This window comes from Pseudomonas putida (genome assembly GCF_028682395.1).
Lineage (GTDB): Bacteria > Pseudomonadota > Gammaproteobacteria > Pseudomonadales > Pseudomonadaceae > Aquipseudomonas > Aquipseudomonas putida_AB.
Genome location: NZ_JANHLC010000001.1, coordinates 724,624 through 750,745, shown reverse-complemented (window position 1 = coordinate 750,745; position 26,122 = coordinate 724,624). Strand labels below are relative to the sequence as shown.

Below are 26,122 nucleotides of genomic sequence, written 5' to 3'. Positions count from 1 at the left end.
GCTCCTAAAAACCTGAAACGCATTTCACTGGTGGAGTCATTCCCGGCCCGGGCCCCACGGGTTTTCACCCATTTCGGATTCGGGTCACATGCCAGCGAACCGCTGGTGACGGTTTTGAAGATTTTCAGGTGGGTCGGCTGCCGGATCACGGTAGCGCGGCCCATATTCCGTAAAACAAAGCCCACGGTTTGCGCCGTGGGCTTCGTTATCAGCGATGCAACCGCCCCTTACTGAGGGGAGGCTTCGGTTTTAGGCTTGCCGAAGTGCCATTCGTAGACCACGAACTTGAAGTTCTTCAGGTCGCCCTTCTCGTCGAAGCTCAGCTCGCCGGTTGGGGTCTTGAAGGTACCGGCGTGGATGGCTTCAGCCACCTTGGCCGGGTCTTCGCTCTTGGCTTGCTTGATGCCTTCGGCGATCACTTCAACGGCCGAGAAGGACGGGAACACGAACGGGCCGCTCGGGTCTTCCTTCTTGGCGGCAAAGGCTTCTACCAGGGCTTTGTTGGCCGGGTCCTGGTCGAAGGATTTAGGCAGGGTGACCAGCAGGCCTTCGGAGGCATCCTTGGCGATCTGCGAGATGGAGTCGTTACCCACGCCTTCCGGACCCATGAACTTGGCTTTCAGGCCCTTTTCCTGGGCTTGGCGCAGGATCAGGCCCAGCTCCGGGTGGTAGCCGCCGTAGTAGACGAAGTCGACGTTGGCTTGCTTGAGCTTGGCGATCATCGAGGAGAAGTCCTTGTCGCCGGCGTTGATGCCTTCGAACACGGCAACCTTGGTGCCTTTGGACTCCAGGGTTTTCTTCACGGCGGTGGCGATGCCTTCACCGTATTGCTGCTTGTCGTGCAGCACGGCCACGACTTTAGGCTTCACGTGGTCGGCGATGTAGTTGCCGGCTGCCGGGCCCTGGGCGCTGTCCAGGCCGATGGTGCGGAAGACCATCTTGTAGCCCCGCGCGGTGATGTCCGGGCTGGTGGCGGCTGGGGTGATCATGATCACGCCTTCGTCTTCGTAGATGTCCGAAGCCGGTTGAGTGGAGCTGGAACAGAGGTGGCCGACCACGAACTTGACGCCATCGTTGACCACTTTGTTGGCCACGGCTACGGCTTGCTTGGGATCGCAAGCGTCATCGTATTCAACAGCGACCAGTTGCTTGCCGTCGACGCCGCCCTTGGCGTTGATTTGCTCGATGGCCATTCTTGCGCCACTGAACTGCATGTCGCCGTACTGAGCGACCGGGCCGGTTTTTGGACCCGCGATACCAATCTTGATGGTGTCAGCAGCGAAAGAATGGCTGGCAACCCCGGCCAGAACCATAGCGGCGAACAGTTTGGAAATCTGCTTAGTCATTAGTGCTCCACTCTTGCTGTTGTAATTTTTAGAGTCCTGGCGGCCAAGGCAGCAGGACCGGGTCTGATAGATGCTGTGCGGCCTTGCCGCAACGCGCCAACCCCGGTCATCCCCCCGGCAACTGTACCGGTACAGTGTAGAGCGCCCATTTATCGCTTGAAAAGCGGGCGGCTGGGGACAACACCGAAGCATGTCGCGTAATTGACACAAAGAGACAGAAAAGCGCCGGTTTGATGGCTGAGATACATCCAGATAGTGCGATTTTCAGCGCCAATCCCTGTTTTTTCTGATCACTTGGATCAATTCCTCAATTGCATCTGGGTTTTTCTACCGAAGGAGCGACGCTATCATTGCCGTGTTTACTTCTTCGGTGGAAACCCATGACTCAAGAACCTAGCACCCTCTATGCCAAGCTGCTTGGTGAAACCGCATCGATTCGCTGGGAGGAGTTGCAGCCCTTCTTTGCCCGGGGTGCCCTATTGTGGGTCGAGCCCTCCCTGGATCTGATCACGGCGGCGCAGGCCATGGCCGAAAATCAGGCGGACAAGGTCAGTGCCTGGCTGGCGAGCGGCGAATTGGCCAAGGTGTCTGAAACGCGGGCGCATGATCTTTTCGAGCGTGATCCGAGCCTGTGGGCCGTGGTGGTCTCGCCCTGGGTGATGATCCAGGAAAGGGCGCCAAGCTGAGTTCGTGCATCATTATTGTGCGCAAGGCTTATGCGTTTTTGCGCCAGGGGTGGGTAGGTCCGTAACTGCGCCATTGCAATAGTGGCCCATTGCCGTGGTGAAACACCCCAGCCGTCAAACGCCGTTGCGCGCGGTTGTTGTGGGGGATTGTCTGGGGGCGTGGTTGAGCGTTGCTGATTGTGCCGCGCCTGGCGGGCGTCGGCTACGCCGCCCTGTAGCCGTTGCCCAAGGCGACGTGCGGACGTGCGGCGTGCATCAAACACCCGGCACGATCTTCCAGGCATATTTCAGCGTCGGGTTTTGCGCGTAACCCTGCGCTCGCACGCCGCGCCACGGCAGCGACGACAAAGGGCCAGGCCCCTTGCAACCGCTGCCAGCAAGTCGCTTTAGAACACCCGCTCTGGAACCACGGCAGTCTTGCCGGTGTGGTTGTTGAGCGAAATGACCTTGGTCTTGCCAATGCGGTGACGATAGATCTCGCGCAGGTACTTGATGGCCTTCTTCACGCAATCACGGGACAGGCGAATATCGTTGATCGAAACGAATTTATCTTTGTCGGTGATCAGCTCGCGGTACTTTTTCTCGTACATCGGTTTGATCGCATACCAGTTGGTATCGAGGATCTTCGCCGGGTTCTCGAACTCGTTGAGCAACTCGTCCAGATGGTTTTCGTCGAACTCGTCACGGGTGATGTATTCGAGCATCGCGTTGTCGAGGGTGTCGTCGAAGCGATATGGATTGCGTGCAAAGCAGCGCTTGATAAAGGCCACGATCAGCGTCAGGAAATCATCGCTCAGGCACGGGCTCTTGGCGATCAGGGTGGTCAGCGAGAGGTTGGCCGACGCGCCGATTACCAGGGCATAACGCTTGAGGGTGGTGTTGGGGAACAGGCTGTTGAGGTGGGTCTTGAGCCGGTTCAGGTCCATATAGGACAGCTTGTAGTCTTTTGGCAGCGAGACGATGGACACCACCGACGAGCAGTTCTTGAAAAAGTGCAGGTCATGCAGGGCCGCCGCGTCGTAGCCCGAGGCTTTGTACTGCTCCAGCGCCGAGCGATAGCGCTTGGACTCGATCGGCAGCAGGCTGATGCCTTCGATCGACTGGGTCACCTTGTTGAAGTGCGGCAGGTCGATGGAGCGGAAGAACAGGTCGTCGATATTCAGGCGCTGCGGCTCTTTCTCGAAGACCTTGAACTTGTCGCCCGATGGCACCGGCTGTTCCGGGACCACGGATTCTGCGTAGGCAATGGCCACGGGGCCGGCCAGGCTCATAAATAGATCGTTGGCGTCCAGGCGGATGGTTTCGCCGATATCGATGCCGGCACGACGGAAGTAGTTCTGGTCGTAGTCGGTGGTCACGGCCTGGGCCGTCAGAATGTTGAAGATCTGCTGCGAGATGTACTGGTTAGCATGTTTCTCCATGGCATTGACATCAATGTTCTGGATATTGCCGTCATCGTTTTCTTCGGCGTAACGCATGATGTCGTTGGAGATCAGCATCATGGCGTTCCATGGGCGGATACGGCCCATGACGCTGGCTTCGCTGCTGTCTTCATTGTCGAAGTTGTACGAGAAGTCCCACTCTTCGGACAGGTACTTGCAAAGCAGGCGACCGGCGTTGATATGCAGCGCTTCCGACATTTCACTACGGTGATCGGAAATGTTCGGCAGGACACAGATGCCGCTGGTGAAGATCGGCTCGAACACAAAGGAATGGCCGCTTTTGCTGTCGTGCTCGTCGGCCGGCTTGGTGTCGAACGTCTTGTTCATGTACGAATACTGCTGGGCCAGGCCGAATTCCGAGGCCATGCCCGAACCCGTACCGCCACCGGCGCTGAAGATCGAGAAGTACAGGCGCGATTGGTTGGCCTTGATCCCGCAGGAATCGATCAGGTAGGAGTGGATCATTTTCCAGTCGGGGCTGGAGAAGCGCTGGGTGTCCTTGTTCAGGATGATCTTGGCCAGGTACTGACCCAGGATCGGCGCGTTACCGGCGCCACCGGCATGGACTTCCGACAGGTCCATGATCTTCATCTTGCTGTAGTCGCGGATAAAGCCGCTTTTTTCGCCCTTGCGCGAGAAGCGGATACGTCCGGCGATATCCTTGTCCAGGTCGCCGAGCATCACCAGCGGTTCCACCAGGAACACCGGCTTGGTGGCCTTGTTCTGTACCAGGCGCAGGTTGTTGCGGATCCATTGGCCGGGGCTGTAGCCCTGGTCGACCGGGGAGCGATCGTCGTTGTTGAATTCGTTGAGGTAGAACTTGCGGGCGTTGTAGACCAGTTCCGCGACATCCAGCGCGATATTCGAGCCGCAACGGCCCAGGCCGATCAGGCAGACCGAGGGAAACTGCTGCTCGCGGCGATTCTCGCTGTCATCCTCAAGGTGCGGTGCGCGAGGAAATACCATGTCGCGCAGGCCGTCGAGATTGTCGAGAATACGATCCGTGTTGGTCTCGGTGAAGTACAGGTACTGCTGGGCTGCCAGGGAGCGTGAATTGGACAGCGTCCGTTTCGGGCTGGAAGGCTTCTCCGCAGGCGTTGCCACAGGCAGTTCGGATACGGTAGTGGCCGGGATGTTTTTAGTGGTCATTGTGCGCCATGTGCCTGGACTGGTGGGCCCGTCAGTAGATGTCATCGAGCCATCACGGAGTAGGAAGTCACGACTTTACCGTGGGATATTGGCGTGAGCGATAGGGTTTAACCTTAGGATCTCTAGGGGGAATCCTTGTAGGGCTTCTGTTGGATCGGCCAAAGCGCGGCGTTCTTTAATCGAACAAGGAATATTGATGAATACTTTATTACCGACCCTGGGTTTTGCGGGTATTGGTTTGATGGGTTTGCCGATGTGCCGGCGCCTGCTGGCGGCAGGCTATCCGCTGGTGGTCTGGAACCGCGGGGCGGATAAATGTGCGCCCTTGGTGGCCGCCGGGGCGCGACAAGCGGTCACACCGGCCGAGCTCTGCGAGCAGGTCGATATCGTCCTGCTGTGCCTGGCCGACACGGCTGCGGTGCGCGAGGTGGTGTTTGGCGCCGACGGAGTGGCGCAGACGGGGCGACCCGAGCAGGTGCTGGTGGACTTCTCCAGTCTGGAGCCAACGGCAACCCGGGAAATGGCCGCCGAGCTGCGTGCGGGCTGCGGAGTGGCCTGGCTGGATGCACCGGTGTCCGGTGGGACGCCGGGCGCCGAGGCCGGGAGCCTGGCGATCATGGTCGGCGGTGAGGCTGTGGATCTGGCACGGGTACGCCCGGTTCTCGAGCATCTTGGCCAGCGGGTCACGCATATGGGCGCCGTCGGCGCCGGGCAGGTGACCAAGGCGTGCAACCAGATGATCGTCGCCTGCAATGCGCTGGTGATCGCCGAAGTTATTGCCCTGGCCGAGAAGGCGGGCGTCGAGGCCGGCTTGATCGCCGAGGCGTTGGCCGGCGGCTTTGCCGATTCCAGGCCGTTGCAGATTCTGGCCCCGCAAATGGCCGAAAGTCGCTTCGAACCGGTGAAATGGCATGTGCGTACGTTATTGAAGGACCTGGATAGTGCCGTGAAATTCTCCCGCGAGCAGGGCTCGGCAACGCCCCTTAGCGGCCTGGCCGCCCAACTGATGCGCCTGCATGCAAGTCAGGGCTACCTGCAAAAGGATCCGTCGACCCTGGTGCAGATGTATCGCGAGCCCGAATCTGCGACGTGAGCGTCTGAGGACGATTGAGTGGGTCGAGGATTGGCTGTATTTCGTGCAGAGGTACCGGGCGGCTTAGCAGGTAACCCTGTACGAAGTCGCAGCCGTAGCGTTGCAGAAACTCATACTGCTCGACGGTTTCCACGCCTTCGGTCACCACTTGCAGGTGCAGGGTGTGGGCCATGATCAAGATGGCCTGGACGATTTCCTGGTCCTGGGTGGCGCCGGGAATGTCCTGGATAAACGAGCGATCGATCTTCAGGGTGTTGAGCGGCAGGCGCCGCAGATAGGCGAGGGATGAATAGCCGGTGCCGAAGTCATCGATCGACAGCGAAACGCCGAGACGGCGGATCTGCTGAAGCAACAGCAGGGTTTCATCGATATTGCCCAGCAGGGCGTTCTCCGTGACTTCCAGCTCCAGGCGCTGCGGTTCCAGGCCGGCAGCGCCGAGGGCCGCCTGGATTTCATCGACCAGTTCCTCGCGCATCAGGTTCAGGGCCGAGCAGTTGACCGCGACCTTCAGGTCCGCGCCGCCATGGCGCGATAACAGGCTCAGGTCCTGGCAGGCTCGGCGCAGGACCCAGTTGTCCAGTTCGGCGATCAGCCCGTTGGCTTCGGCGATGGCGATAAAGCGGTCGGGGCTGAGCAGACCGTGTAAGGGATGCTGCCAGCGGACCAAGGCTTCGAGCTTGGTCACCCGGCCACTGGCGAGCTCGAAGATCGGTTGGTAGTACAGCAACAATTCGGTCTCGGTGCGCAGGGCGTGGCGCAGTTCCTCTTCCAGTTGCAGTTCCAGGGTGGCCTTGGCCTTGAGGTTGCTGCTGAAAAAATGCAGGCAGTTGCGGCCGTTGCCCTTGGATTGATAGAGCGCCAGGTCAGCATTTTTCAGCAGTTCCTCACAGGTACGGCCATCGTCCGGGAAAATGCTGATGCCGATACTGGTGGTCATGACCATGCGGCGTCCGCCCAGCTCAATCGGCTCCTTCATCTTTTGCATCATGCGTTGGGCCATGCCCCGGGCCTCTTCGCGATTGCGCAGGCTGATCAGGATGCAGAATTCGTCGCCACCAAAGCGTGCGACCACGTCATCGTGGCTGCGGATGGCGTTCTTGATCTGCTGGGCGATGACTTTGAGCAGCTCGTCGCCGGCATCGTGGCCGAGGCTGTCATTGATGCGCTTGAAATGGTCGATATCGAGGAACATCACCGCCAGCATGCCGCCGTTTGCCTCTCGCTCACTGAGTTTTTCGGCGAAGATCTGGTTGAAGCCGCGGCGATTGATCAGGTTGGTCAGGGCGTCGTAGTGCGCCACCTGCTGCAGTGAAACCCGTGCCTGGTCCAACTGGCTGAGTAGGGTGTTAACCCGGCGCAGGTCGTGTTCCGTGTGTTGCAGTTTCTTGTCGGCCACCGCGGCGCTGATGCTGCTGCCGATAATCAACAGGGCAATCAGGGCGATGGTCAGGCTCAGTTGCACATGGTTGTTGCCGGCGGCCAGTTGCAGGTCGCTGCCCGGTGGTACCACCAGGCTCAGTGACCACATGCCGGTGAAGTGCATACTGACGATCCCGCCGCCCATCACCAGGGTGGCGAAGAACTTGAGGAGTTGGTGCATGACCCCGCTGCCATTGCTGAAGTAACGCGCCAGGAGCAGCGCGGCCAGGCTGGCACCGACGGCGATCAGCACCGACAGGACAAATAGCCGGGGGTCGTAGTACTGCACGGCGGTCGAGCGCATGGCTGCCATACCGATGTAGTGCATGGCGGCGATGCCCAGGCCCATCCAGAGGGCGGCCAGCAGGTAATGGCGCGTGCGCGGTTGGGGATGGCCCAGGGTGCGCAAGGCCAGCAACGAGGCAAGCAGGGCGACGAGCAGGGAAACGAGGGTGGTGGTCAGGTCGTAGCTGATCTCGATGGGGGTCTGGAAGGCCAGCATGCTGATGAAGTGCATGGTCCAGATCCCGCCGGCCAGGCAGCCGCCACCGACCCAGATCCACAGGCGCCGGGCGCCGGTGCTTTCGGCGTGGCCGACCCGCTCGCTCATGTCCAGCATGGCGAAGCTGGCCGCGCAGGCGACGAGATACGCCAACAGCACCAGAAAGGGGTTGTGGCTGCAATTGAGCAGCAATTGACCATTCCCTGGAAGCTCGGAGAGGAAATTCAGACCAAGTCCTTCCATAACTCGCCCCTGTTCATTTGGGCTGCGTTGCCATGACGCGCGCGCACGAATGATCGCAGTATAGAAGCTGGCCGTGAGCCGCAAGCCTTAATGGCAAAGTGCTTGCGATGATTTGGTTATGAGGGCTATCGCGGGTGGATCTAGACGTCCGGCAAACGAGAGTGATTGCCATCGGACCCTATCAGCTTCGCGAATGGTGGCAGACAGCTGGCTAAGGCCTGACTAGATTGAGGATTACTCGCTCGCTAGCGACGGGCCCGATAACAATAAATAAAAAGAGACGAACCATGCAGAACTCGACCCAAGCGGCGAATGCCTGGCGCATTCTGTTCCTGTTGTTTCTGGCTAATCTGTTCAATTTCTTCGACCGCACCATTCCCGCCATCATTATCGAGCCGATTCGCCTGGAGTGGCACCTCAGCGACTTTCAGATTGGCCTGATCGGCACCGCCTTTACCATTGTCTATGCCATTGCCGGTCTGCCGCTTGGGCGCATGGCCGACACCGGTTCGCGCAGCAAGCTGATGGGCTGGGGGCTGGCCGCCTGGAGCGGGCTGACTGCGGTCAATGGCCTGGTCGGCAGCTTCTGGGCTTTTCTATTGGTACGCATGGGTGTGGGGATTGGCGAGGCCAGTTATGCACCGGCGGCCAATTCGCTGATTGGCGATCTGTTCCCGGCCCATCGTCGGGCCAGGGCCATGGGGATTTTCATGCTGGGCCTGCCCTTGGGGCTGCTGCTGGCATTCTTCACCATCGGGGCGATGGTCCAGGCATTTGACAGCTGGCGCGCGCCGTTCTTTATTGCCGCTGTGCCGGGGTTGCTGCTGGCCGTCTTTATGTTCTTTATCAAGGAGCCGCAGCGCGGGGCCGCCGAAGCCGTGCGGGTCTCCCAGGCACCGGTCAGCCGGCCGCTGCGCCGGGTGCTGGCAATTCCGACCTTTCGCTGGCTGGTGCTGGCGGGGCTGGCCTTCAACTTTGCCACCTATGCCTGTAACTCGTTTATGGTGCCGATGCTGCAGCGCTATTTTCAGATGTCGCTGCAGGAGGCGGCAGTCGCCACCGGGGTGATCGTAGGGTTGACCGGGCTGCTCGGGCTGACCCTGGGTGGCTGGGTCGCCGATAAGATCCATCAGCGAGTGGCCAATGGGCGGCTGTTGTTCGCGGGGTTTAGCCTGACGATCTCGACGCTGGCCACCGCTTGGGCCCTGCACGCTGGACGTATCGAGATTGGCGTGTTCGTCGCGGTGTTCAGTGTCGGCTGGCTGTTTGCCTATAACTTCTATACCTGTGTCTACACCGCGATTCAGGACGTGGTCGAGCCGCGTCTGCGGGCCTCGGCCATGGCGTTGTTCTTTGCCGGGTTGTATTTGCTGGGAGGTGGCCTGGGGCCGATGGTGGTGGGCTTGTTGTCCGATCACTTTGCCCATGGCGCAATGCAGGCGGCGGGCGCGCAGCACATGACTGAGGCATTCAAGGCCGTGGGCTTGCACGATGCGATGTACCTGATTCCGGTTGCGCTGTTTTTTACCCTGCTGTTTCTGTTCCAGGCGGCGCGCAGCTTCAGTCAGGATGCCGAACGCATGCGCACGGGCATGAGTCTGGAGGAGCCGGCAGCAGTCGCGGCGGCTGTCTGACACGGCCCGATAAAACCGACCCATAAAAAAGGCCCGCATTGCGCGGGCCTTTTTATGGGTGCTGCGGTGCTGAATCAGCCAGCCACCAGGACGCGGATCGCTTCCAGGCGCAGGGCCGCTTTATCGAGCATGGCCAGGCCCTGTTCACGCTGCTTGCGCAGGGCGTCCAGTTCGCTGTCGCGCACGGTCGGGTTGACGGCCTGCAGGGCGGTCAATCGCGCCAGCTCTTCATCGGTGTCGGCAGCCAGGCGGCGCTTGGCTTCGGCCACGCGCTCGAGATGGCGCGGGGCGATCTTGGCTTCGCCGTCGTTGATCCGTGGCGTCAGGCTGTCGCGCTGGGCCTGGATAAACTTGTTGGCGCTGGCCCGGGGCACGCTTTCGAGTTGGTCGTTTAGGGTTTCGAACGCGACCCGTGGCGACAGGTCGTTGCCGTTGCTGTCCAGCAAGCAGCGCAGGGCGGCCGGTGGCAGGTAGCGTCCCAGTTGCAGCGAGCGTGGGGCAACCACTTCGCTGACATAGAGCAACTCCAGCAGCACGGTGCCTGGCTTGAGGGCCTTGTTCTTGATCAGCGCGACGGCGGTGTTGCCCATGGAGCCGGACAGCACCAGGTCCATGCCGCCCTGCACCATCGGGTGTTCCCAGGTGATGAACTGCATGTCTTCGCGTGACAGCGCCTGGTTGCGGTCGTAGGTGATGGTGACCCCTTCGTCGTCGCCCAGGGGGAAGCTGGCGTCGAGCATCTTTTCGCTGGGCTTGAGGATCAGGGCGTTTTCCGAATGGTCTTCACTGTCGATGCCGAAGGCATCGAACAGGGTTTCCATATAGATCGGCAGGGCGAACTGGTCGTCCTGCTCGTGGATCGCCTCGACCAGTGCCTCGCCTTCGCCGGCGCCGCCGGAGTTGAGTTCCAGCAGACGGTCGCGACCGGTGTGCAACTCGGTTTCCAGACGCTCGCGCTCGGTACGGGCTTCATTGATCAGCGCCTGCCATTCGCTGTCGTCATCGCCGGGTTCCAGCAGCGGCAGCAGGCGTGGGCCGTACTGGTGCTGCAGGGCGTTGCCGGTTGGGCAGGTGTTGAGGAACGCGTTCAGCGCCTCGTGGTACCACTGGAACAGGCGCTCCTGAGGGCTGGCCTCCAGGTACGGCACGTGCAGCTCGATGGTGTGCTTCTGGCCGATCCGGTCGAGACGGCCGATCCGCTGTTCCAGCAGGTCGGGGTGGGCCGGCAGATCGAACAGCACCAGGTGGTGGGCAAACTGGAAGTTGCGGCCTTCACTGCCGATTTCCGAGCAGATCAGGACCTGGGCGCCAAACTCCTCATCGGCAAAATAGGCCGCGGCGCGGTCGCGCTCGAGGATATTCATGCCTTCGTGGAACACTGTCGCCGGGATGCCGGAGCGCACGCGCAGGGCGTCTTCCAGGTCCATGGCGGTTTCGGCGTGGGCGCAGATGACCAGGACCTTGGTGCGCTTGAGCATTTTCAGGGTGTCGATCAGCCATTCGACGCGCGGGTCGAAGCGCCACCAGCGTTCTTCGTCGCTGCTGTCCGGCTGGGACTGGAAGCTGACTTCCGGGTACAGCTCGGCATGTTCGCCCAGCGGCAGTTCGAGGTATTCGTCCGGGCAGGGCAGCGGGTAGGCGTGCAGCTTGCGCTCCGGAAAGCCCTGGACCGCGGCGCGGGTGTTGCGAAACAGCACACGGCCGGTGCCGTGGCGGTCCAGCAATTCGCGGACCAGGCGAGCGCTGGCCTCGGTGTCGCCATCGTTGACGGCGGCGAGCAGGGCTTCGCCTTCGTTGCCGAGGAAACCCTGGATGGTCTGGTGCGCGGCTGGAGACAGGCGGCCCTTGTCCAGCAACTCCTGCACGGCTTCGGCCACCGGGCGATAGTTCTCGCTCTCGGCGCGAAAGGCCACCAGGTCGTGGAAGCGGTTCGGGTCGAGCAGGCGCAGACGGGCGAAATGGCTGTCCTGGCCCAGTTGCTCGGGGGTGGCGGTCAGCAGCAGAACGCCGGGAATGGTTTCGGCCAGTTGCTCGACCAGCGCGTATTCAGGGCTGACCTGATCTTCGTGCCAGACCAGGTGGTGAGCTTCGTCGACCACCAGCAGGTCCCAGCCGGCCGCGAACAGCGCGTCCTGGGCCTTCTCGTCGTCGACCAGCCATTCCAGGGCAACCAGTGCCAGTTGGGTGTCTTCGAAGGGGTTGCTGGCATCGCTCTCGATAAAGCGTTCGGCATCGAACAGGGCCACCTGCAGGTTGAAGCGGCGGCGCATTTCCACCAGCCACTGGTGTTGCAGGTTCTCTGGCACGAGGATCAGCACACGGCTGGCCCGGCCCGAGAGCAGTTGGCGATGGATGACCAGGCCGGCTTCGATAGTCTTGCCCAGGCCGACTTCGTCGGCCAGCAGGACGCGTGGCGCAATGCGGTCGGCGACTTCACGGGCGATGTGCAACTGGTGAGCGATGGGTTGGGCGCGTACGCCACCCAGGCCCCACAACGGCGATTGCAGTTGGCGGCTGGTGTGCTCGAGGGTGTGGTAACGCAGGGAGAACCAGCTCAGCGGGTCGATCTGCCCGGCGAACAGACGGTCGCTGGCCAGGCGGAACTGAATAAAGTTCGACAGCTGGGTTTCCGGCAGGGTGACGACTTCGTTCTGCGCATTGAGGCCGTGGTAGACCAGCAGCCCGTCGACATCGTCGACCTCGCGCACGGTCATTTTCCAGCCTTCGAAATGGGTGATGGTGTCGCCCGGCGAGAAGCGCACCCGCGTGAGCGGGGCATTTCGTAGCGCGTACTGGCGGGTGTCGCCAGTGGCCGGGTAGAGCACGGTCAGCAAGCGACCGTCCTGTGCCAGAACGGTGCCTAGACCTAGCTCGGCTTCGCTGTCACTGATCCAGCGTTGCCCCGGTTGATACTGCTGCGCCATGCTGCCTGACTCCCGCCTTGAAAAAGCCGGCTATGTTAACGGAATCGATGCCCCGCGACCAAAAGACTCGTAGAAAAAACTTGGATTGAGCATAGGTGCCAGACGCGGCTTGCGCCCGGTTGACGGGCTATTTGTCGGAAGCAGGGCACGGATGTGTGTTAACTAGGTCACAAGTTTTCGACCAATGGCTCAAGTGCTTGTGCCCGCAGCCGACATCCTGCTGACAGGAGAACTAAAACAATGCTGCCACCGATACTTCCGCTCAGCGTCGTGCCGATCACCTCACAGCAGGATCCGATCAAGCCGCGCCCGGATATTCCCCCCGTGGTGTCGGTTCAGCCTGGCTCCAATGAAAGTACGATCGACCTGAAGAATCGCGACAGCGAGCAGGCCTCCCTGTTGTTGCGGGAAGAACAGCAACGCCAGCAGCGCAAGCGGCGACGCGAGCAGGAGGCCAACGAGGACCCCGAAGAGCACCTGGCGGTGCCGGGTGATGAACTCAATGCCGACAACACCGTGCCGGTGGTGCCGTTGATCGACGATGCACCGCGCCAGGGCCTGTGGGTGGATGTCGAGGTCTAGGTGGGCCAAGGCTGGTCAGCAGCCAGCGCGCGCTCCATTATGGGCACCTACTCGAGCCTGACAGCGACCTTGCGACGATCATGAGCCAAGACGACAAACTGATAGACCTCAATGCCGAGCGCGCCAAGCGCGTGCATGACCTCAATGACAAGCGCCTGAATGAAGTGCGCCAGGCATTCGAGCAGGCCATGCCCCTGGGCAAACCCAAGAAAAAGCCGAAGAACAAACCCAAAAAGCGCTGAATGGCCGGCGATTCCTTGACGCAAGTCAGTGATTGCCGCACCCGCCCGCCCTGCCAGGGGCGGCATTGACCCCGGTCAATTTCCTCTCCCGCCTCTTTCGTTAACTTAGCCCCATCGCAACAGGGCAAACGCAGGAGGCCGTCATGTTTTTAGATAATGTGGTTATCGCCGGGGTAGTTACCGTTGGCCTCATGGTTCTGTTCTTCGTTGGATTTGGAATTTTCATCTGGAAAGACGCCAACAAACGCAAATAGTCGTAAGGCTTTCCGGATTCACGAGCACGCAAGGCATTTTGGGCAACTTCGGTTGCCCTTTTTTTTGCCTGGAAAAAAGTGCGGGCGTGCGCATCCGCCGTTGGGCGGTGGTGCAGGGAGTAGGGGGGTAGGGAGAGGCAAACAAGGTACGGCCGGGCGGCCGTACCTTGCAGATCAGCGGCTGATCAGTTGCCCAGGGCCGTAGAGGCTGCCCAGAACAGTGCCGCAGACAGGCCGACGGTAGCCGGCAGGGTCAGTACCCAGGCCATCAGGATGGTCTTCACGGTGCCACCTTGCAGGCCGCTCTTGTTGGCGACCATGGTCCCGGCCACACCCGAGGACAGTACGTGGGTGGTCGAGACGGGCAGGCTGAAGATGTTCGCCATGCCAATCGCGCAGGCGGCGGTGATTTGGGCCGACATGCCCTGGGCATACGTCATGCCCTGCTTGCCGATCTTCTCACCGATGGTCAGGACCACACGCTTCCAGCCGATCATGGTCCCCAGGCCCAAGGCCAGGGCTACCGCGAGGATCACCCAGAACGGTGCGTACTCGGTGGTGGCGGTCAGGTCCTTGCGCAGTTTTTCCAGGTCGGCCTTTTCACGGGCGGGGAGGTTCGGCAGCTTGCCTACTTTCTTCGCGGTATCGTCCAGGCAAAGCAGGTAGCGACGTACTTCGATCCGGCTGTCAGCCGGCAGCGAATGGTAGTCGGAGACGCCTTTGAGCGTGTCGAGCAGGGAGTTGATGGTCGGCTCGGTCTGCTGCGGGTTGCAGCGGAACTTGCCGGGCAGGTCGTCCTTCACGCTTTTACCCAGGGCGAGAAACTCGCTGAGGGTATCGCTGTTGCGCTGGTAGAACTGGTTCAAGTGCAGCGTCGCGTCACGGGTCCGCTCGATCTGGTAGGTGGTGCTGTTCAGGTCGAGAACGAACTGGGCCGGCACGATACCGATCAGCACCAGCATGATCAGGCCGATACCTTTCTGGCCATCGTTGGAGCCATGGACAAAGCTCACGGCCATGGCGGAGATCACCAGGACCAGGCGGTTCCAGAAGGGCGGATGCTTCTTGTCGTCGACCTTGCGGCGTTGGTCCGGCGTCTTGTGCATCTTGGACAGCGGGCGCCACCATTTAAGGCCGATCAGCACCAGCGCCGCCACGAGGAACCCGGCCATCGGCGAGAGCACCAGCGAGGCGCCGATATCAACTGCTTTCTGCCAGTTGACGCCATCGCCCAGGGGGATGTCGTTGATCAGGGCATTGGCCAGGCCGACGCCGAGGATCGAGCCGATCAGGGTGTGCGAGCTGGATGCCGGGATACCGAAGTACCAGGTGCCCAGGTTCCAGGTGATCGCGGCAGCGAGCAACGAGAACACCATGGCCAGGCCATGTCCGGTATTAACATTGATCAACAACTCCACCGGCAGCAGATGGACGATGGCATACGCCACGCCCACGCCGCCCAGCAGTACACCCAGGAAATTGAACACGCCGGAGAAGAACACCGCGAGGTGGGGTGGCATGGCCTTGGTGTAGATAACAGTGGCTACCGCGTTAGCGGTGTCATGAAAGCCGTTGATGAACTCGAAGGTGAGGACAAAGGCCAGGGCGAGCAAGAGGCTCACAAGAACCCAAGCATCCAGTCCGCTGAATAAATCGATCATGAAGGTTTTCTGACCCGGTCATAAGGGGGCGCGATTATGCCAGAAAACCCTGGTAATCGATGCACTAGGTGCTGGTCGGTAACATTCTTCAACGAAATAAAAGCCTTGAAAAACGTTAGAGAATGTTTTTGGCGCTGTGGGTCAAGTTCTTGATTTTGCGAGCGCTATCATCAGCTCTGGATGCCCAGAGGGGCGGCAGGGGATTGAAACGAGCGTATGAAATTTCCCCGCAGGCGCGTCTTACCTGGGCGGGAGCGCAGGGCAATACATAGACTGCCCGCCTGCTGAGGCAGGCGGGGGATGGCAATGGCTAAACCTTAACGTCAGGCGCTCAGGGCTCCTGCGTTTTGAGGTCTTTTTCCATTTTTTGCAGTTCGAGTACAAATGCCTGGTCCAGAAGGCTGGCTTTTTTGCGCCAGGGTTTGCGTTCCGGGTCGGGCTGGGCGGCGTAGGTGGTGATTTCCCCGCCGTAAACGTCCTTGTAACGTTGCTCCTGGCGCTCAAGTTCCGCGCGCAGTTCGTCTTTCGTCACAGTGTTACCTATATAAGAGTTGAAATGAGTTCTGGTGAAATCATGGAGACGCCTTTTTCAATCAAGTCCTTGTTCATTCACAGTGACAAGAACTCTGCGCTCGGCTACGTCACCAGAGAAACTCGCTGTCGTAGCAACAGCGTTTGCATTGAGCGGTGTTGCTGTTGATCAGTATAGAACCCTGTTGGGCCGTCTGATCGGTTGTCGCAGCGTGTTGTTCTGTCGGGACTGACTGGATCCCAAGGGCTCGGCAGCCACGGCTTATTACCCGCGCATTATAGCGGCTGGTTCGTGCAAGACTATCGTTAAGTCGATGCATTAAACACAACTTTGTGTAGCCGTTTCGTTACTTGAAAGTCGCGGCCCTATTCAAGTTAGCCTGTGAGTGTGACACCCGCTGTTTGGGTGGCAGTCTTTTAATCAGTGCTAGTTATAGGGACTTTATTGCAAGCTTCAAGCTTGAGGAGGGGCGTGAGGGCCGGCTCGATATGAAAACGGCCTCGCTTCGTGGGCGAGGCCGTGCCGGGCATCTTTGGTGGGTACCTGACCAGTCTCTCCAAGACGCCACTAAGGCGTGGCAAAAGTATAGGCAATCGGTAGGTGGGGTCAATTGCGGTTATCGGCCAGTCGTTCGATAATCGCCCGGATTGAGGGCTTGGTGCTTGTCCCGGTGGGGGCGGCAAGCTTGTAATACACCACGACACTGTCATTTATAGGGCCCGTCATGAACGATCAACTGCGCAACTCATTTGCTTCCGCGGCACCACCGATCGTGGCTTCGCCGGCCAAGCGAATCCAGGCGTTCACCGGTGATCCGGACTTCATGACATCCCTGGCCCGCGGCCTGGCGGTGGTGCAGGCCTTTCAGGAGCGCAAGCGCCACCTGACCATTGCCCAGATCAGCCACCGCACCGAGATTCCCCGCGCGGCTGTACGACGTTGCCTGCATACCCTGATCAAGCTCGGCTACGCCACGACGGACGGACGAACCTATTCGCTGTTGCCCAAGGTGCTGACGCTCGGCCATGCCTATCTCTCCTCCACGCCCCTGGCCGTTTCTGCCCAGCCCTATCTGGACCGCATGAGCGAGCAGCTTCACGAAGCGTGCAACATGGCCACGCTGGAAGGTGACGACATTCTGTATATCGCCCGCTCGGCAACCACCCAGCGGCTGATCTCGGTAGACCTGTCCGTGGGGGGACGCTTGCCCGCCTATTGCACCTCCATGGGCCGCATTCTCCTGGCGGCACTGGACGATGCGTCGCTGCGCGAGTACCTCGATCACGCCGACTTGCAGGCCAAGACCAGCCGGACCTTGCACACGCCAGAAGCCTTGCTCGAATGCCTGCAGCAAGTGCGCCAGCAAGGCTGGTGTATCGTCGATCAGGAACTTGAGCAAGGCTTACGCTCCATTGCCGTGCCGGTCTATGACGCGTCGGGCCAGGTACTGGCTGCGCTCAATGTCAGTACCCATGCCGGCCGCGTGAGCCGCAGTGAACTGGAACAACGTTTTCTACCGAGCATGCTGGGCGCCAGCCGCGAGTTGAGTGCCCAACTGTTCGCTTAAGTTGTTCGGTCAGTGCACATCCTTTAAAGGGCGTCATTGCGTTGCTTTCCCGGGCTTACTATTGCCAGGCAGTGTCATGCGCCGGTCATGACCTCTCCGATACTACAGAGGCTTTTTCCATGGGCACTCTTCCCGATACGCCTTTCCTGTTCCGGCCCTAGGCCTTCTCGTTTCCCCGTCCATTAAGTATTGAAGCGGCTGGTCAATGGTCGGTGCCTTTCGCTCGCATGTTGTCGCCTGGCATAAAAATGGCTCACCCGCCGCCAGCGGCGGGTGAGTCATACCGATGCCACTTGAGGTCTTGAGATAGCAAGCTAACAATTGTTCGATTATCGAACGCTTAGTCGATTATCGGATTGTTTGGCTGTTGGCTGCGGCTTAATCTGCATCCACTTCGACGCTGCCTCTCGCGTCCTTTTTATACCTCAAGTCGGCTTACAACCTGGGAGTCCACTGACCATGGCTGCAATCCTTTCGCTGCACGATGCCGTGAAGCAATTCGTCAACGATGGCGACACCATCGCCCTCGAAGGTTTCACTCACCTGATTCCGACGGCTGCGGGCCATGAAATCATCCGCCAGGGCAAGAAAGACCTGACCCTGGTGCGCATGACCCCCGACCTGATCTACGATCAGTTGATCGGCTCCGGTTGTGCACGCAAATTGATTTTCTCCTGGGGCGGTAACCCAGGTGTGGGCTCCCTGCACCGGCTGCGCGATGCCGTCGAGAAGCAATGGCCCCATACGCTGGAAATCGAAGAACACAGCCATGCCGACCTGGCCAATGCCTACGTTGCGGGTGCCTCTGGCCTGCCTTTCGCGGTACTGCGTGCCTACGCTGGTTCCGACCTGCCCAAGGTCAACCCACTGATCAAAACCGTGACCTGCCCGTTTACCGGTGAAGTGCTGGCCGCCGTGCCGTCGGTACGTCCGGACGTGACCGTGATTCATGCGCAAAAGGCCGACCGCAAGGGCAACGTCCTGCTCTGGGGCATCCTGGGGGTGCAGAAGGAAGCCGCTCTGGCTGCCAAGCGTTGCATCGTCACCGTAGAAGAAATTGTCGACGACCTGCAGGCGCCGATGAATGCCTGCGTTCTGCCTACCTGGGCCCTGAGTGCTGTGTGCCTTGTGCCTGGCGGCGCGCATCCGTCCTACGCCCACGGTTACACCGAGCGTGACAACCGTTTCTACCAGGCATGGGACCCGATTGCTCGCGATCGCGAAACCTTCAGCGCCTGGATCGCTGAATACATTCTCGGTACCGCTGATTTCAGTGAGTTCCAGGCCAAGCTGGCCCGCGCTTCGGAGGCTAAATAATGACGTACACCACCAATGAAATGATGACCGTCGCTGCCGCGCGTCGCCTGAAAAACGGCTCGGTCTGCTTTGTCGGCATCGGCCTGCCTTCCAAGGCGGCCAACCTGGCGCGCCTGACTTCCTCGCCAGACGTGGTATTGATCTACGAATCGGGCCCGATTGGCGCCAAGCCAACGGTCTTGCCACTGTCCATCGGTGATGGCGAACTGGCGGAAACCGCCGATACCGTGGTCCCGACCGGTGAAATCTTCCGTTACTGGCTACAGGGCGGGCGTATTGACGTCGGTTTCCTTGGCGCTGCCCAGGTCGACCGCTTCGGCAATATCAATACCACCGTGGTGGGCGACTACTTCTCGCCGAAAGTCCGCCTGCCGGGTGCCGGTGGCGCGCCAGAAATCGCCGGCTCGGCGAAGAGCGTACTGATTATCCTCAAGCAGTCGGCACGCTCGTTTGTCGACAAGCTCGACTTCATCACCTCGGTGGGCCATGGCGAAGGCGGCGACTCGCGCAAGCGTCTAGGCCTGCCAGGCGCCGGGCCGGTGGGGATCATCACCGACCTGTGCATCATGGAGCCGGAAGCCGGGACCCATGAGTTTGTCGTCACTGCGCTGCACCCGGGCGTCACCCGTGAGCAAGTCGTGGCTGCCACCGGTTGGGCCGTGCGCTTTGCCGACCAGGTTGAAACCACTGCCGTGCCGAGCGATGTCGAGCTGACCGCGCTGCGTGACCTCGAAGCCCGCACCGCCGCCGCCCACGGCCAAGCGCCAGGAGAAGCCTGATGCGTGATGTTTACATCTGTGATGCGATCCGTACCCCGATCGGTCGCTTTGGCGGCGGTCTGTCTGCCGTGCGTGCCGACGATCTGGCCGCGGTACCGATCAAGGCGCTGATGGAGCGCAATCCGTCGGTGGACTGGAGCCAGGTCGACGAAGTGTTCCTGGGCTGCGCCAACCAGGCCGGCGAAGACAACCGCAACGTGGCTCGTATGGCGTTGCTGCTGGCCGGTCTGCCGGAGAGCGTGCCGGGCGTGACGCTCAACCGCCTGTGCGCCTCGGGTATGGATGCCATTGGCACGGCGTTTCGCGCCATTGCCAGTGGCGAGATGGAGCTGGCCATCGCCGGCGGCGTCGAGTCGATGTCCCGCGCACCGTTCGTGATGGGCAAGGCCGATGCCGCGTTCTCGCGCAACATGAAGCTGGAAGACACCACCATTGGCTGGCGCTTTATCAACCCGTTGATGAAGGCCCAGTATGGCGTCGATGCCATGCCGCAGACGGCGGATAACGTGGCTGACGATCACCGGGTGTCGCGCGCTGATCAGGACGCCTTTGCCCTGCGCAGCCAGCAGCGCACCGCTGCGGCCCAAGCGGCCGGTTTCTTCGCTGAAGAAATCGTGCCGGTACGGATTGCCCATAAAAAGGGCGAGACGGTGGTCGAGCAGGACGAACATCCGCGCGCCGATACCTCGTTGGAAACCCTGGCCAAGCTCAAGCCGGTCAATGGCCCGGACAAGACGGTCACCGCCGGCAATGCGTCCGGCGTCAACGACGGTGCGGCTGCGCTGATCCTGGCCTCCGCCGAAGCGGTGAAGAAACACGGCCTGACCGCCCGCGCCCGGGTTCTGGGTATGGCCAGCGCCGGCGTTGCGCCACGGGTCATGGGCATTGGCCCGGTCCCGGCGGTACAAAAGCTGACCGAGCGCCTGGGCGTAGCGGTCGCCGATTTTGATGTGATCGAACTCAATGAAGCCTTTGCCAGCCAGGGTTTGGCGGTGCTGCGCGGACTCGGCCTGGCCGACGATGCGCCGCAGGTCAACCCGAACGGCGGGGCCATCGCCCTGGGTCACCCACTGGGCATGAGCGGTGCGCGTCTGGTTCTGACCGCGCTGCACCAGTTGGAAAAAACCGGCGGCAAGAAAGGTCTGGCGACCATGTGCGTCGGGGTCGGCCAGGGCCTGGCACTGGCGATCGAGCGCGTTTGATCTTCGCGAAGTAACACGCCAATCGCCGGGGCGACTTCCACGCAAAGTGGTCCCGGTGGTTGTTTTCGTGGAACGGGGATGTTGCAAAGTGTGTCTAGACTCCAACTGTCCCCCAGGAGTGAACCATCATGACCACACCCACCCAAGCGATCCATTACACCGGAGAAGAGCGCAGCAAACGGATCTTTGCGATTGTCGGGGCTTCATCCGGCAACCTGGTCGAGTGGTTCGACTTCTACGTCTACGCCTTCTGCGCGATTTATTTTGCGCCTGCTTTTTTCCCTTCCGACGATCCCACGGTGCAGTTGCTCAATACCGCCGGGGTGTTCGCCGCCGGCTTTTTGATGCGCCCCATTGGTGGCTGGTTGTTCGGCCGGGTGGCCGACAAACATGGCCGCAAGAATTCGATGATGATCTCGGTGCTGATGATGTGCGCCGGCTCGCTGGTGATCGCCTGCCTGCCGACCTACGCCAGCATCGGTGCCTGGGCCCCGGCCTTATTGCTGGTGGCGCGGCTGTTCCAGGGGTTGTCGGTGGGGGGCGAGTACGGCACCACGGCGACCTATATGAGCGAAGTGGCGTTGCGTGGCCAGCGTGGCTTCTTTGCATCCTTCCAGTACGTCACGCTGATCGGCGGCCAGTTACTGGCGGTGCTGGTGGTGGTGATCCTGCAGCAGTTCCTCTCCGAGGATGAACTGCGTGCCTACGGCTGGAGGATTCCGTTTGTGATCGGCGCCATTGCGGCGGTGATTTCCTTGCTGCTGCGCCGTTCCCTGGAGGAAACCACCAGCAAGGAAACCCGTGAAGACAAGGATGCTGGCAGCATCAGGGCGCTGTTTCGCGACCACAAGGTGGCCTTTATCACCGTGCTCGGTTACACCGCCGGTGGTTCGCTGATCTTCTACACCTTCACTACCTATATGCAGAAGTATCTGGTGAACACTGCCGGGATGCACGCCAAGACCGCCAGTTACATCATGACCGGCGCGCTGTTCCTGTATATGTGCATGCAGCCGCTGTTCGGCATGCTCTCGGACAAGATTGGCCGACGCAATTCCATGCTCTGGTTCGGTGCCTTGGGTACGCTGTGCACGGTACCCATCCTGCTGACCCTGAAAACCGTGACCAGCCCGTTTCTGGCCTTTGTGCTGATTACCCTGGCGCTGGCCATCGTCAGTTTCTACACCTCCATCAGCGGGCTGGTGAAGGCCGAGATGTTCCCGGCCCAGGTCCGTGCGCTGGGCGTGGGCCTGGCTTATGCGGTGGCTAACGCGGTATTTGGTGGTTCGGCAGAGTACGTGGCACTGAGCCTGAAGTCCGTGGGCATGGAAAACTCGTTCTACTGGTATGTGACCGTCATGATGGCGCTTGCCTTTTTGTTCAGCCTGCGTCTGCCGCGACAGGCAGCGTACCTGCACCACGATCATTGATAAGTGAGCGCGCCCCTGGGGGCGCGCGATTCTAAGGGTTAGCGATGCAACGACCGAGCAAGCAACTGTTCGATGCCTATTTCACCTCCGAGGAGATGGATGGGGTGTTCTGTGATCATGGCCGGGTCCAGGCCATGCTCGATTTCGAAGCCGCCCTGGCCCGCGCGCAGGCCCGTGTCGGGGTGATCCCCGAGGCGGCGGTTGCGCCGATCGAGGCGGCGTGCCAGGCGTCGTTGTATGACTTTTTCGAGCTGGGCGAGGCCATTGCCACGGCGGGCAACTCGGCCATTCCCTTGGTCAAGGCGCTGGGCAAGCAGATCGCGAGCCGCGATGCCGGGGCCGAGCGCTACGTGCATCTGGGCGCGACCAGCCAGGATGTGATGGATACCGGCCTGGTGTTGCAACTGCGCCAGGCCCTGGGCTTGATCGATACCGATCTGCAACGCCTCGGCCGAGTGCTGGCCGAGCAGGCCGAGCGGTATGCCGATACGCCGCTGGCCGGGCGGACCTGGTTACAGCACGCCACGCCGGTCACGCTGGGGATGAAAATCGCCGGTTGGCTGGGCGCTGTCACGCGCAGTCGACAACGCCTGCAAGAACTCGCGCCGCGTTTGCTGGTGCTGCAGTTTGGCGGCGCGTCCGGCACCCTTGCGGCGCTTGGCGAACACGCCATGCCGGTGGCCCAGGCCCTGGCCGAAGAGCTGCAGTTGAGCCTGCCCGAGCAACCCTGGCACACCCAGCGTGATCGCCTGGTGGAATTTGGCTCGGTACTGGGCTTGATCGCCGGTGGCCTGGGCAAGCTGGGGCGTGATCTCAGTCTGTTGATGCAGACCGAGGCCGGCGAAGCCTTCGAGCCTTCGGCGCCGGGCAAGGGCGGTTCCTCGACCATGCCGCATAAGCGCAATCCGGTCGGGTGCGCGGTGCTGATCGGCGCGGCGACCCGGGTGCCGGGGTTGCTGGCGACCCTGTTCAGTGCCATGCCCCAGGAGCATGAGCGCAGCCTGGGGCTGTGGCATGCGGAGTGGGAAACCCTGCCGCAGATAGGCTGCCTGGTCTCGGGTGCGCTCAAGCAGGCGCTGATTGTCAGCGAAGGCCTGGAGGTCGATGCGGTGCGCATGCGGCGCAATCTCGACCTGACCCAGGGCCTGGTGCTGGCCGAAGCGGTCAGTATTGTCCTGGCCCAGCGCCTGGGGCGCGAGACCGCGCACCATCTATTGGAACAATGCTGCAAGCGCGCGGTGGCCGAACAACGGCATCTGCGCGCGGTACTGGGCGATGAGCCGCAAGTAACGGCCCAACTGTCCGCCGCCGAGCTGGATCGTTTGCTGGATCCGGCGCATTACCTGGGCCAGGCCCGAACCTGGGTCACGCGTGCCGTGGCCGAACATAACGCTTTGACTGTCTGAAGGAGATGACTGTGGGATTCGTACAACTGGCCGAAGGTGAACTGCACTACCAACTCGACGGCCCGCAAGAGGCGCCGGTACTCGTGCTGTCCAACTCCCTGGGAACCGACCTGGGCATGTGGGACACGCAGATTCCGGCCTTTGCCGAGCACTTTCGCGTGCTGCGCTATGACACCCGCGGCCACGGGCGCTCGCTGGTCAGCGAGGGGCCGTACAGCATCGAACAACTGGGCGGTGACGTCCTGGCTTTGCTGGATGCGTTGAATATCGAGCGGGCGCATTTCTGCGGCCTGTCCATGGGCGGGCTGATCGGCCAGTGGCTGGGCATCAATGCCGGCGAGCGTCTGCACAAGCTGGTGGTGTGCAACACTTCGGCAAAGATCGGCGAGCCGGCCATTTGGGATCCGCGCATTGAAATGGTGCTGCGCGACGGTTCGGCGGCTATGGTCGCCTTGCGTGATGCGTCGATTGCGCGCTGGTTCACGCCGGACTATGCCGAGGCCCATCCGGACCAGGCCAAGCGCATTACCGATATGCTTGCCGCCACATCGCCCCAGGGGTATGCAGCCAACTGTGCCGCCGTGCGCGATGCCGATTTCCGTGATCAGTTGGGCGCTATCGAGGTGCCATTGCTGGTGATCAGCGGCACCGAAGATGCGGTGACACCGCCGTCCGGTGGGCTGTTTATCCAGGAGCGAGTCAAGGGGGCCGAGTACGCGGAGTTCCGTGCGGCCCATTTGTCCAACGTGCAGGCCGGTGCGCTGTTCAGCGACCGCGTACTGAGCTTCCTGCAGGCCAAGTAACGCATTCGAGGAACACTGTTCGTGGACGAAAAACAACGTTATGCCGAAGGCATGCAAGTGCGCCGCGCGGTACTGGGCGATGCCCATGTCGACCGTAGCCTCAATGCGCTGACCGAGTTCAACTCGCAGTTTCAGGAAATGATCACCCGCCATGCCTGGGGTGATATCTGGACGCGCCCGGGATTGCCTCGTCATACCCGTAGCCTGATCACCATCGCCATGTTGATCGGCATGAATCGCAATGAAGAGCTCAAGCTGCACCTGCGGGCCGCCGCCAACAATGGCGTGACACGGGCCGAGATCAAGGAGGTGCTGATGCAGAGCGCAATCTATTGCGGTATTCCGGCGGCCAACGCGACCTTCCACCTGGCTGAATCGGTGTGGGACGAATTGGGCGTGGAATCGCGCGAAGGGTAGTCGGTGCTTGATCGCCGGCCAGCTCGCCCTTGTAGGTTCTGGTTTTATCCTGCAAGAACGAACTGGCTGGCGAGCCTTCGGCGAGCCTCTACAGCAGATTCAACGGGTAGCTGACGATCACGCGGTTCTCATCGAACTCGTTGTTGTTGTAGCTGCGCCGCATGCTCGAGTTACGCCATTTCAGATTGAGGTTCTTCAGCGCACCGCTCTGCACGGTGTACGCCAGCTCGGTTTCGCGACCCCACTCCTTGCCGTCGCTGACGGTTGAGGTGTGTACGTTGTCACCGCTGATATAGCGGTTCATCAGCGTCAGGCCCGGTACACCCAGGCCTGCGAAGTTGTAGTCGTGGCGCAGTTGCCAGGACTTTTCCTTGGCATTGTCGTAGCTGGAGTTGTAGCTGTCGTTGGCCAGGGTCCCGCCGCTGGTGCCATTGACCCGCATCCAGGCGGTGTCGCCCGTCAGTTTCTGCAGGCCCAGGTAGAGGGTGTGGCTGCCGTATTTGGCGGAGAACAGCCCGGACCAGGTCTTGTTGTCCATATTGCCCGCCCGTGCACTGCCGTCCTCCTTGCCATAGAAGAAGCCCAGGTTGGCCCCCAGGGTCCAGTCACCCAGCGGCTGGCTGTGGGTCAGATTGAGAAACTGCTGACTGTAGATGTCCTTGAGCTGGGCGTTCCACAGGCCGACCTGGGTGCGCTTGTCATTGAAGGCGTACTCGCCACCCTGGAAATTGAAGCGGTCGGAGGTGAAGGCGGCTTTTCCGTTCATCGACATGTCGTTCATGCTCGAATCGTCACGCGGGCTGTTGGCGCGGAACTGGCCGCCGTACAAGGTCAGGCCGGTGATTTCCTTCGAGGTGATTTGCCCGCCACGAAAGGTCTGCGGCAGCGAGCGGCCGTCGTCCGAGCGCAGGATGGGCAGCACTGGCATCCATTCGCCGACCTTCAGCTCGGTCTGCGATAGCCGGGCTTTGAATGCCACCCCCAGGCGCCCGAAGTTATCGGCCGGACGCCCGTCGGCGGATACTGGGAGCAACTGGGTGCCGGACGTACCACGGCCGCCGTCGAGCTTCACCGAGTACATCCCGAGTACGTCCAGACCCACGCCGATCGTGCCCTGGGTAAAGCCGGACTTGGCGTCGAGGATAAAACTCTGGGTCCATTCCTCGGCCTTGCCCTGGGCCTTGGTCGGGTTGGTGAAGTTGCGGTTGAAGTAGAAGTTGCGCAGGTTGAGGTTGACCTGGGCATCTTCGACAAAACCCTGTTCCTCGGCCATGGCTGGCAAGGCCGCGCCGGCAATACTGACGGCCAGCAAGCTCGGCAGCAGGGCGCGGGAAGGAACGAAGTGGCGGTTAAATGGCTTCATGGACAAGGTCTCTCTAATTGTTAGGGACGAAACAGGACGCTCCCGCAAACGTGCGTTGCAGGCGGTCGGTTAAACACAGTGAGGTGAACGGCGAGGCTAGCCGGAGAGGGTAGGGCGCTGAATCATGGA

At 61.0% G+C, this 26,122-nt stretch carries 21 protein-coding genes; 14 read left to right on the top strand and 7 right to left on the bottom strand.

What is annotated here, in order from left to right:
- Positions 1-227: 227 nt before the first annotated feature.
- Positions 228-1,346 (bottom strand): branched-chain amino acid ABC transporter substrate-binding protein, encoded by a 1,119-nt coding sequence (locus NPS46_RS03545; protein WP_274105003.1) that lies wholly within the window; start codon positions 1,344-1,346, stop codon positions 228-230.
- Positions 1,347-1,726: 380 nt separating this feature from the next.
- On the opposite strand from NPS46_RS03545, the gene NPS46_RS03540 reads away from it, so the two are divergent.
- Positions 1,727-2,032 (top strand): DUF2288 domain-containing protein, encoded by a 306-nt coding sequence (locus tag NPS46_RS03540; protein WP_274105002.1) that lies wholly within the window; start codon positions 1,727-1,729, stop codon positions 2,030-2,032.
- A 386-nt stretch (positions 2,033-2,418) separates the two neighbouring features.
- On the opposite strand, the gene NPS46_RS03535 is transcribed toward NPS46_RS03540, so the two are convergent.
- On the bottom strand, positions 2,419-4,623 hold the full coding sequence (locus NPS46_RS03535) for a hypothetical protein (protein ID WP_274105001.1): 2,205 nt from the start codon (positions 4,621-4,623) through the stop codon (positions 2,419-2,421).
- A gap of 196 nt (positions 4,624-4,819) precedes the next feature.
- On the opposite strand from NPS46_RS03535, the gene NPS46_RS03530 reads away from it, so the two are divergent.
- Positions 4,820-5,716, top strand: a complete 897-nt coding sequence (locus NPS46_RS03530) for an NAD(P)-dependent oxidoreductase (protein WP_274105000.1) — start codon at positions 4,820-4,822, stop codon at positions 5,714-5,716.
- On the opposite strand, the gene NPS46_RS03525 is transcribed toward NPS46_RS03530, so the two are convergent.
- Complete coding sequence (locus NPS46_RS03525) at positions 5,607-7,880, bottom strand: putative bifunctional diguanylate cyclase/phosphodiesterase (protein ID WP_274104999.1); 2,274 nt, start codon at positions 7,878-7,880, stop codon at positions 5,607-5,609. The genes NPS46_RS03530 and NPS46_RS03525 overlap by 110 nt on opposite strands.
- 287 nt (positions 7,881-8,167) lie before the next feature.
- Between NPS46_RS03525 and NPS46_RS03520 the strand changes: the two genes are divergently transcribed.
- Positions 8,168-9,514, top strand: a complete 1,347-nt coding sequence (locus NPS46_RS03520) for a spinster family MFS transporter (protein ID WP_274104998.1) — start codon at positions 8,168-8,170, stop codon at positions 9,512-9,514.
- A 74-nt stretch (positions 9,515-9,588) separates the two neighbouring features.
- Here the strand turns inward: NPS46_RS03520 and rapA are convergent, their stop codons facing one another.
- Entirely contained in the window at positions 9,589-12,438 is a 2,850-nt protein-coding gene (gene rapA, locus NPS46_RS03515) for an RNA polymerase-associated protein RapA (RefSeq protein WP_274104997.1), read from the bottom strand.
- Positions 12,439-12,678: 240 nt separating this feature from the next.
- Here rapA and NPS46_RS03510 point away from each other — a divergent pair, with 240 nt between their 5' ends.
- From NPS46_RS03510 to ccoM, 3 genes are all read left to right on the top strand, one after another.
- Entirely contained in the window at positions 12,679-13,020 is a 342-nt protein-coding gene (locus NPS46_RS03510) for an aspartate-semialdehyde dehydrogenase (RefSeq protein WP_274104996.1), read from the top strand.
- A gap of 80 nt (positions 13,021-13,100) precedes the next feature.
- The gene (locus tag NPS46_RS03505; protein WP_092267318.1) at positions 13,101-13,262 is read left to right on the top strand and encodes a hypothetical protein; all 162 of its coding nucleotides are present in this window, start codon (positions 13,101-13,103) and stop codon (positions 13,260-13,262) included.
- Positions 13,263-13,405: 143 nt separating this feature from the next.
- Positions 13,406-13,516, top strand: a complete 111-nt coding sequence (gene ccoM / locus NPS46_RS25185) for a cytochrome c oxidase subunit CcoM (protein ID WP_337994231.1) — start codon at positions 13,406-13,408, stop codon at positions 13,514-13,516.
- Positions 13,517-13,701: 185 nt separating this feature from the next.
- On the opposite strand, the gene NPS46_RS03500 is transcribed toward ccoM, so the two are convergent.
- Both NPS46_RS03500 and NPS46_RS03495 read right to left on the bottom strand, forming a co-directional pair.
- Positions 13,702-15,177, bottom strand: a complete 1,476-nt coding sequence (locus tag NPS46_RS03500) for an inorganic phosphate transporter (protein ID WP_274104995.1) — start codon at positions 15,175-15,177, stop codon at positions 13,702-13,704.
- A gap of 331 nt (positions 15,178-15,508) precedes the next feature.
- On the bottom strand, positions 15,509-15,709 hold the full coding sequence (locus NPS46_RS03495; RefSeq protein ID WP_274104994.1) for a hypothetical protein: 201 nt from the start codon (positions 15,707-15,709) through the stop codon (positions 15,509-15,511).
- Positions 15,710-16,433: 724 nt separating this feature from the next.
- On the opposite strand from NPS46_RS03495, the gene pcaR reads away from it, so the two are divergent.
- The 8 genes from pcaR to pcaC all read left to right on the top strand — a co-directional run bounded on the left by pcaR (position 16,434) and on the right by pcaC (position 24,630).
- Positions 16,434-17,276: a pca regulon transcriptional regulator PcaR gene (gene pcaR, locus NPS46_RS03490; protein ID WP_274104993.1), complete on the top strand. Its 843-nt coding sequence runs from the start codon at positions 16,434-16,436 to the stop codon at positions 17,274-17,276.
- A gap of 459 nt (positions 17,277-17,735) precedes the next feature.
- Positions 17,736-18,593, top strand: a complete 858-nt coding sequence (locus NPS46_RS03485) for a CoA transferase subunit A (protein WP_274104992.1) — start codon at positions 17,736-17,738, stop codon at positions 18,591-18,593.
- Positions 18,590-19,372, top strand: a complete 783-nt coding sequence (locus NPS46_RS03480) for a CoA-transferase subunit beta (protein WP_274105386.1) — start codon at positions 18,590-18,592, stop codon at positions 19,370-19,372. Before NPS46_RS03485 ends, NPS46_RS03480 begins: the two co-directional genes overlap by 4 nt.
- Positions 19,369-20,574, top strand: coding sequence for a 3-oxoadipyl-CoA thiolase (pcaF, locus tag NPS46_RS03475; RefSeq protein WP_274105385.1), 1,206 nt, complete (start codon positions 19,369-19,371; stop codon positions 20,572-20,574). The genes NPS46_RS03480 and pcaF overlap by 4 nt, the downstream gene beginning before the upstream one ends.
- A 128-nt stretch (positions 20,575-20,702) precedes the next feature.
- A complete protein-coding gene (locus tag NPS46_RS03470; protein ID WP_274104991.1) occupies positions 20,703-22,004 on the top strand; it encodes an MFS family transporter in 1,302 nt (433 codons plus the stop codon).
- 44 nt (positions 22,005-22,048) lie between these two features.
- Positions 22,049-23,410 carry a 3-carboxy-cis,cis-muconate cycloisomerase gene (locus NPS46_RS03465; protein WP_274104990.1) on the top strand — a complete coding sequence of 454 codons (1,362 nt, stop codon included), beginning with the start codon at positions 22,049-22,051 and terminating at the stop codon, positions 23,408-23,410.
- Positions 23,411-23,421: 11 nt separating this feature from the next.
- Positions 23,422-24,213, top strand: a complete 792-nt coding sequence (gene pcaD / locus NPS46_RS03460) for a 3-oxoadipate enol-lactonase (RefSeq protein WP_274104989.1) — start codon at positions 23,422-23,424, stop codon at positions 24,211-24,213.
- A gap of 21 nt (positions 24,214-24,234) precedes the next feature.
- On the top strand, positions 24,235-24,630 hold the full coding sequence (pcaC, locus tag NPS46_RS03455) for a 4-carboxymuconolactone decarboxylase (protein WP_274104988.1): 396 nt from the start codon (positions 24,235-24,237) through the stop codon (positions 24,628-24,630).
- An 88-nt stretch (positions 24,631-24,718) separates the two neighbouring features.
- On the opposite strand, the gene NPS46_RS03450 is transcribed toward pcaC, so the two are convergent.
- On the bottom strand, positions 24,719-25,993 hold the full coding sequence (locus NPS46_RS03450; protein ID WP_274104987.1) for an OprD family porin: 1,275 nt from the start codon (positions 25,991-25,993) through the stop codon (positions 24,719-24,721).
- Positions 25,994-26,122 lie beyond the last annotated feature (129 nt).

What these genes read in the sequence shown, in the direction of transcription:
- rapA (WP_274104997.1), bottom strand. Translation starts at nt 12,438, where the DNA reads ATGGCGCAGCAGTATCAACCGGGGCAACGCTGGATCAGTGACAGCGAA.
- NPS46_RS03500 (WP_274104995.1), bottom strand. Translation starts at nt 15,177, where the DNA reads ATGATCGATTTATTCAGCGGACTGGATGCTTGGGTTCTTGTGAGCCTC.
- NPS46_RS03545 (WP_274105003.1), bottom strand. Translation starts at nt 1,346, where the DNA reads ATGACTAAGCAGATTTCCAAACTGTTCGCCGCTATGGTTCTGGCCGGG.
- NPS46_RS03535 (WP_274105001.1), bottom strand. Translation starts at nt 4,623, where the DNA reads ATGACCACTAAAAACATCCCGGCCACTACCGTATCCGAACTGCCTGTG.
- NPS46_RS03450 (WP_274104987.1), bottom strand. Translation starts at nt 25,993, where the DNA reads ATGAAGCCATTTAACCGCCACTTCGTTCCTTCCCGCGCCCTGCTGCCG.
- NPS46_RS03520 (WP_274104998.1), top strand. Translation starts at nt 8,168, where the DNA reads ATGCAGAACTCGACCCAAGCGGCGAATGCCTGGCGCATTCTGTTCCTG.
- NPS46_RS03470 (WP_274104991.1), top strand. Translation starts at nt 20,703, where the DNA reads ATGACCACACCCACCCAAGCGATCCATTACACCGGAGAAGAGCGCAGC.
- NPS46_RS03465 (WP_274104990.1), top strand. Translation starts at nt 22,049, where the DNA reads ATGCAACGACCGAGCAAGCAACTGTTCGATGCCTATTTCACCTCCGAG.
- NPS46_RS03525 (WP_274104999.1), bottom strand. Translation starts at nt 7,880, where the DNA reads ATGGAAGGACTTGGTCTGAATTTCCTCTCCGAGCTTCCAGGGAATGGT.
- NPS46_RS03485 (WP_274104992.1), top strand. Translation starts at nt 17,736, where the DNA reads ATGGCTGCAATCCTTTCGCTGCACGATGCCGTGAAGCAATTCGTCAAC.
- NPS46_RS03530 (WP_274105000.1), top strand. Translation starts at nt 4,820, where the DNA reads ATGAATACTTTATTACCGACCCTGGGTTTTGCGGGTATTGGTTTGATG.
- NPS46_RS03505 (WP_092267318.1), top strand. Translation starts at nt 13,101, where the DNA reads ATGAGCCAAGACGACAAACTGATAGACCTCAATGCCGAGCGCGCCAAG.
- NPS46_RS03510 (WP_274104996.1), top strand. Translation starts at nt 12,679, where the DNA reads ATGCTGCCACCGATACTTCCGCTCAGCGTCGTGCCGATCACCTCACAG.
- NPS46_RS03540 (WP_274105002.1), top strand. Translation starts at nt 1,727, where the DNA reads ATGACTCAAGAACCTAGCACCCTCTATGCCAAGCTGCTTGGTGAAACC.
- ccoM (WP_337994231.1), top strand. Translation starts at nt 13,406, where the DNA reads ATGTTTTTAGATAATGTGGTTATCGCCGGGGTAGTTACCGTTGGCCTC.
- pcaR (WP_274104993.1), top strand. Translation starts at nt 16,434, where the DNA reads ATGAACGATCAACTGCGCAACTCATTTGCTTCCGCGGCACCACCGATC.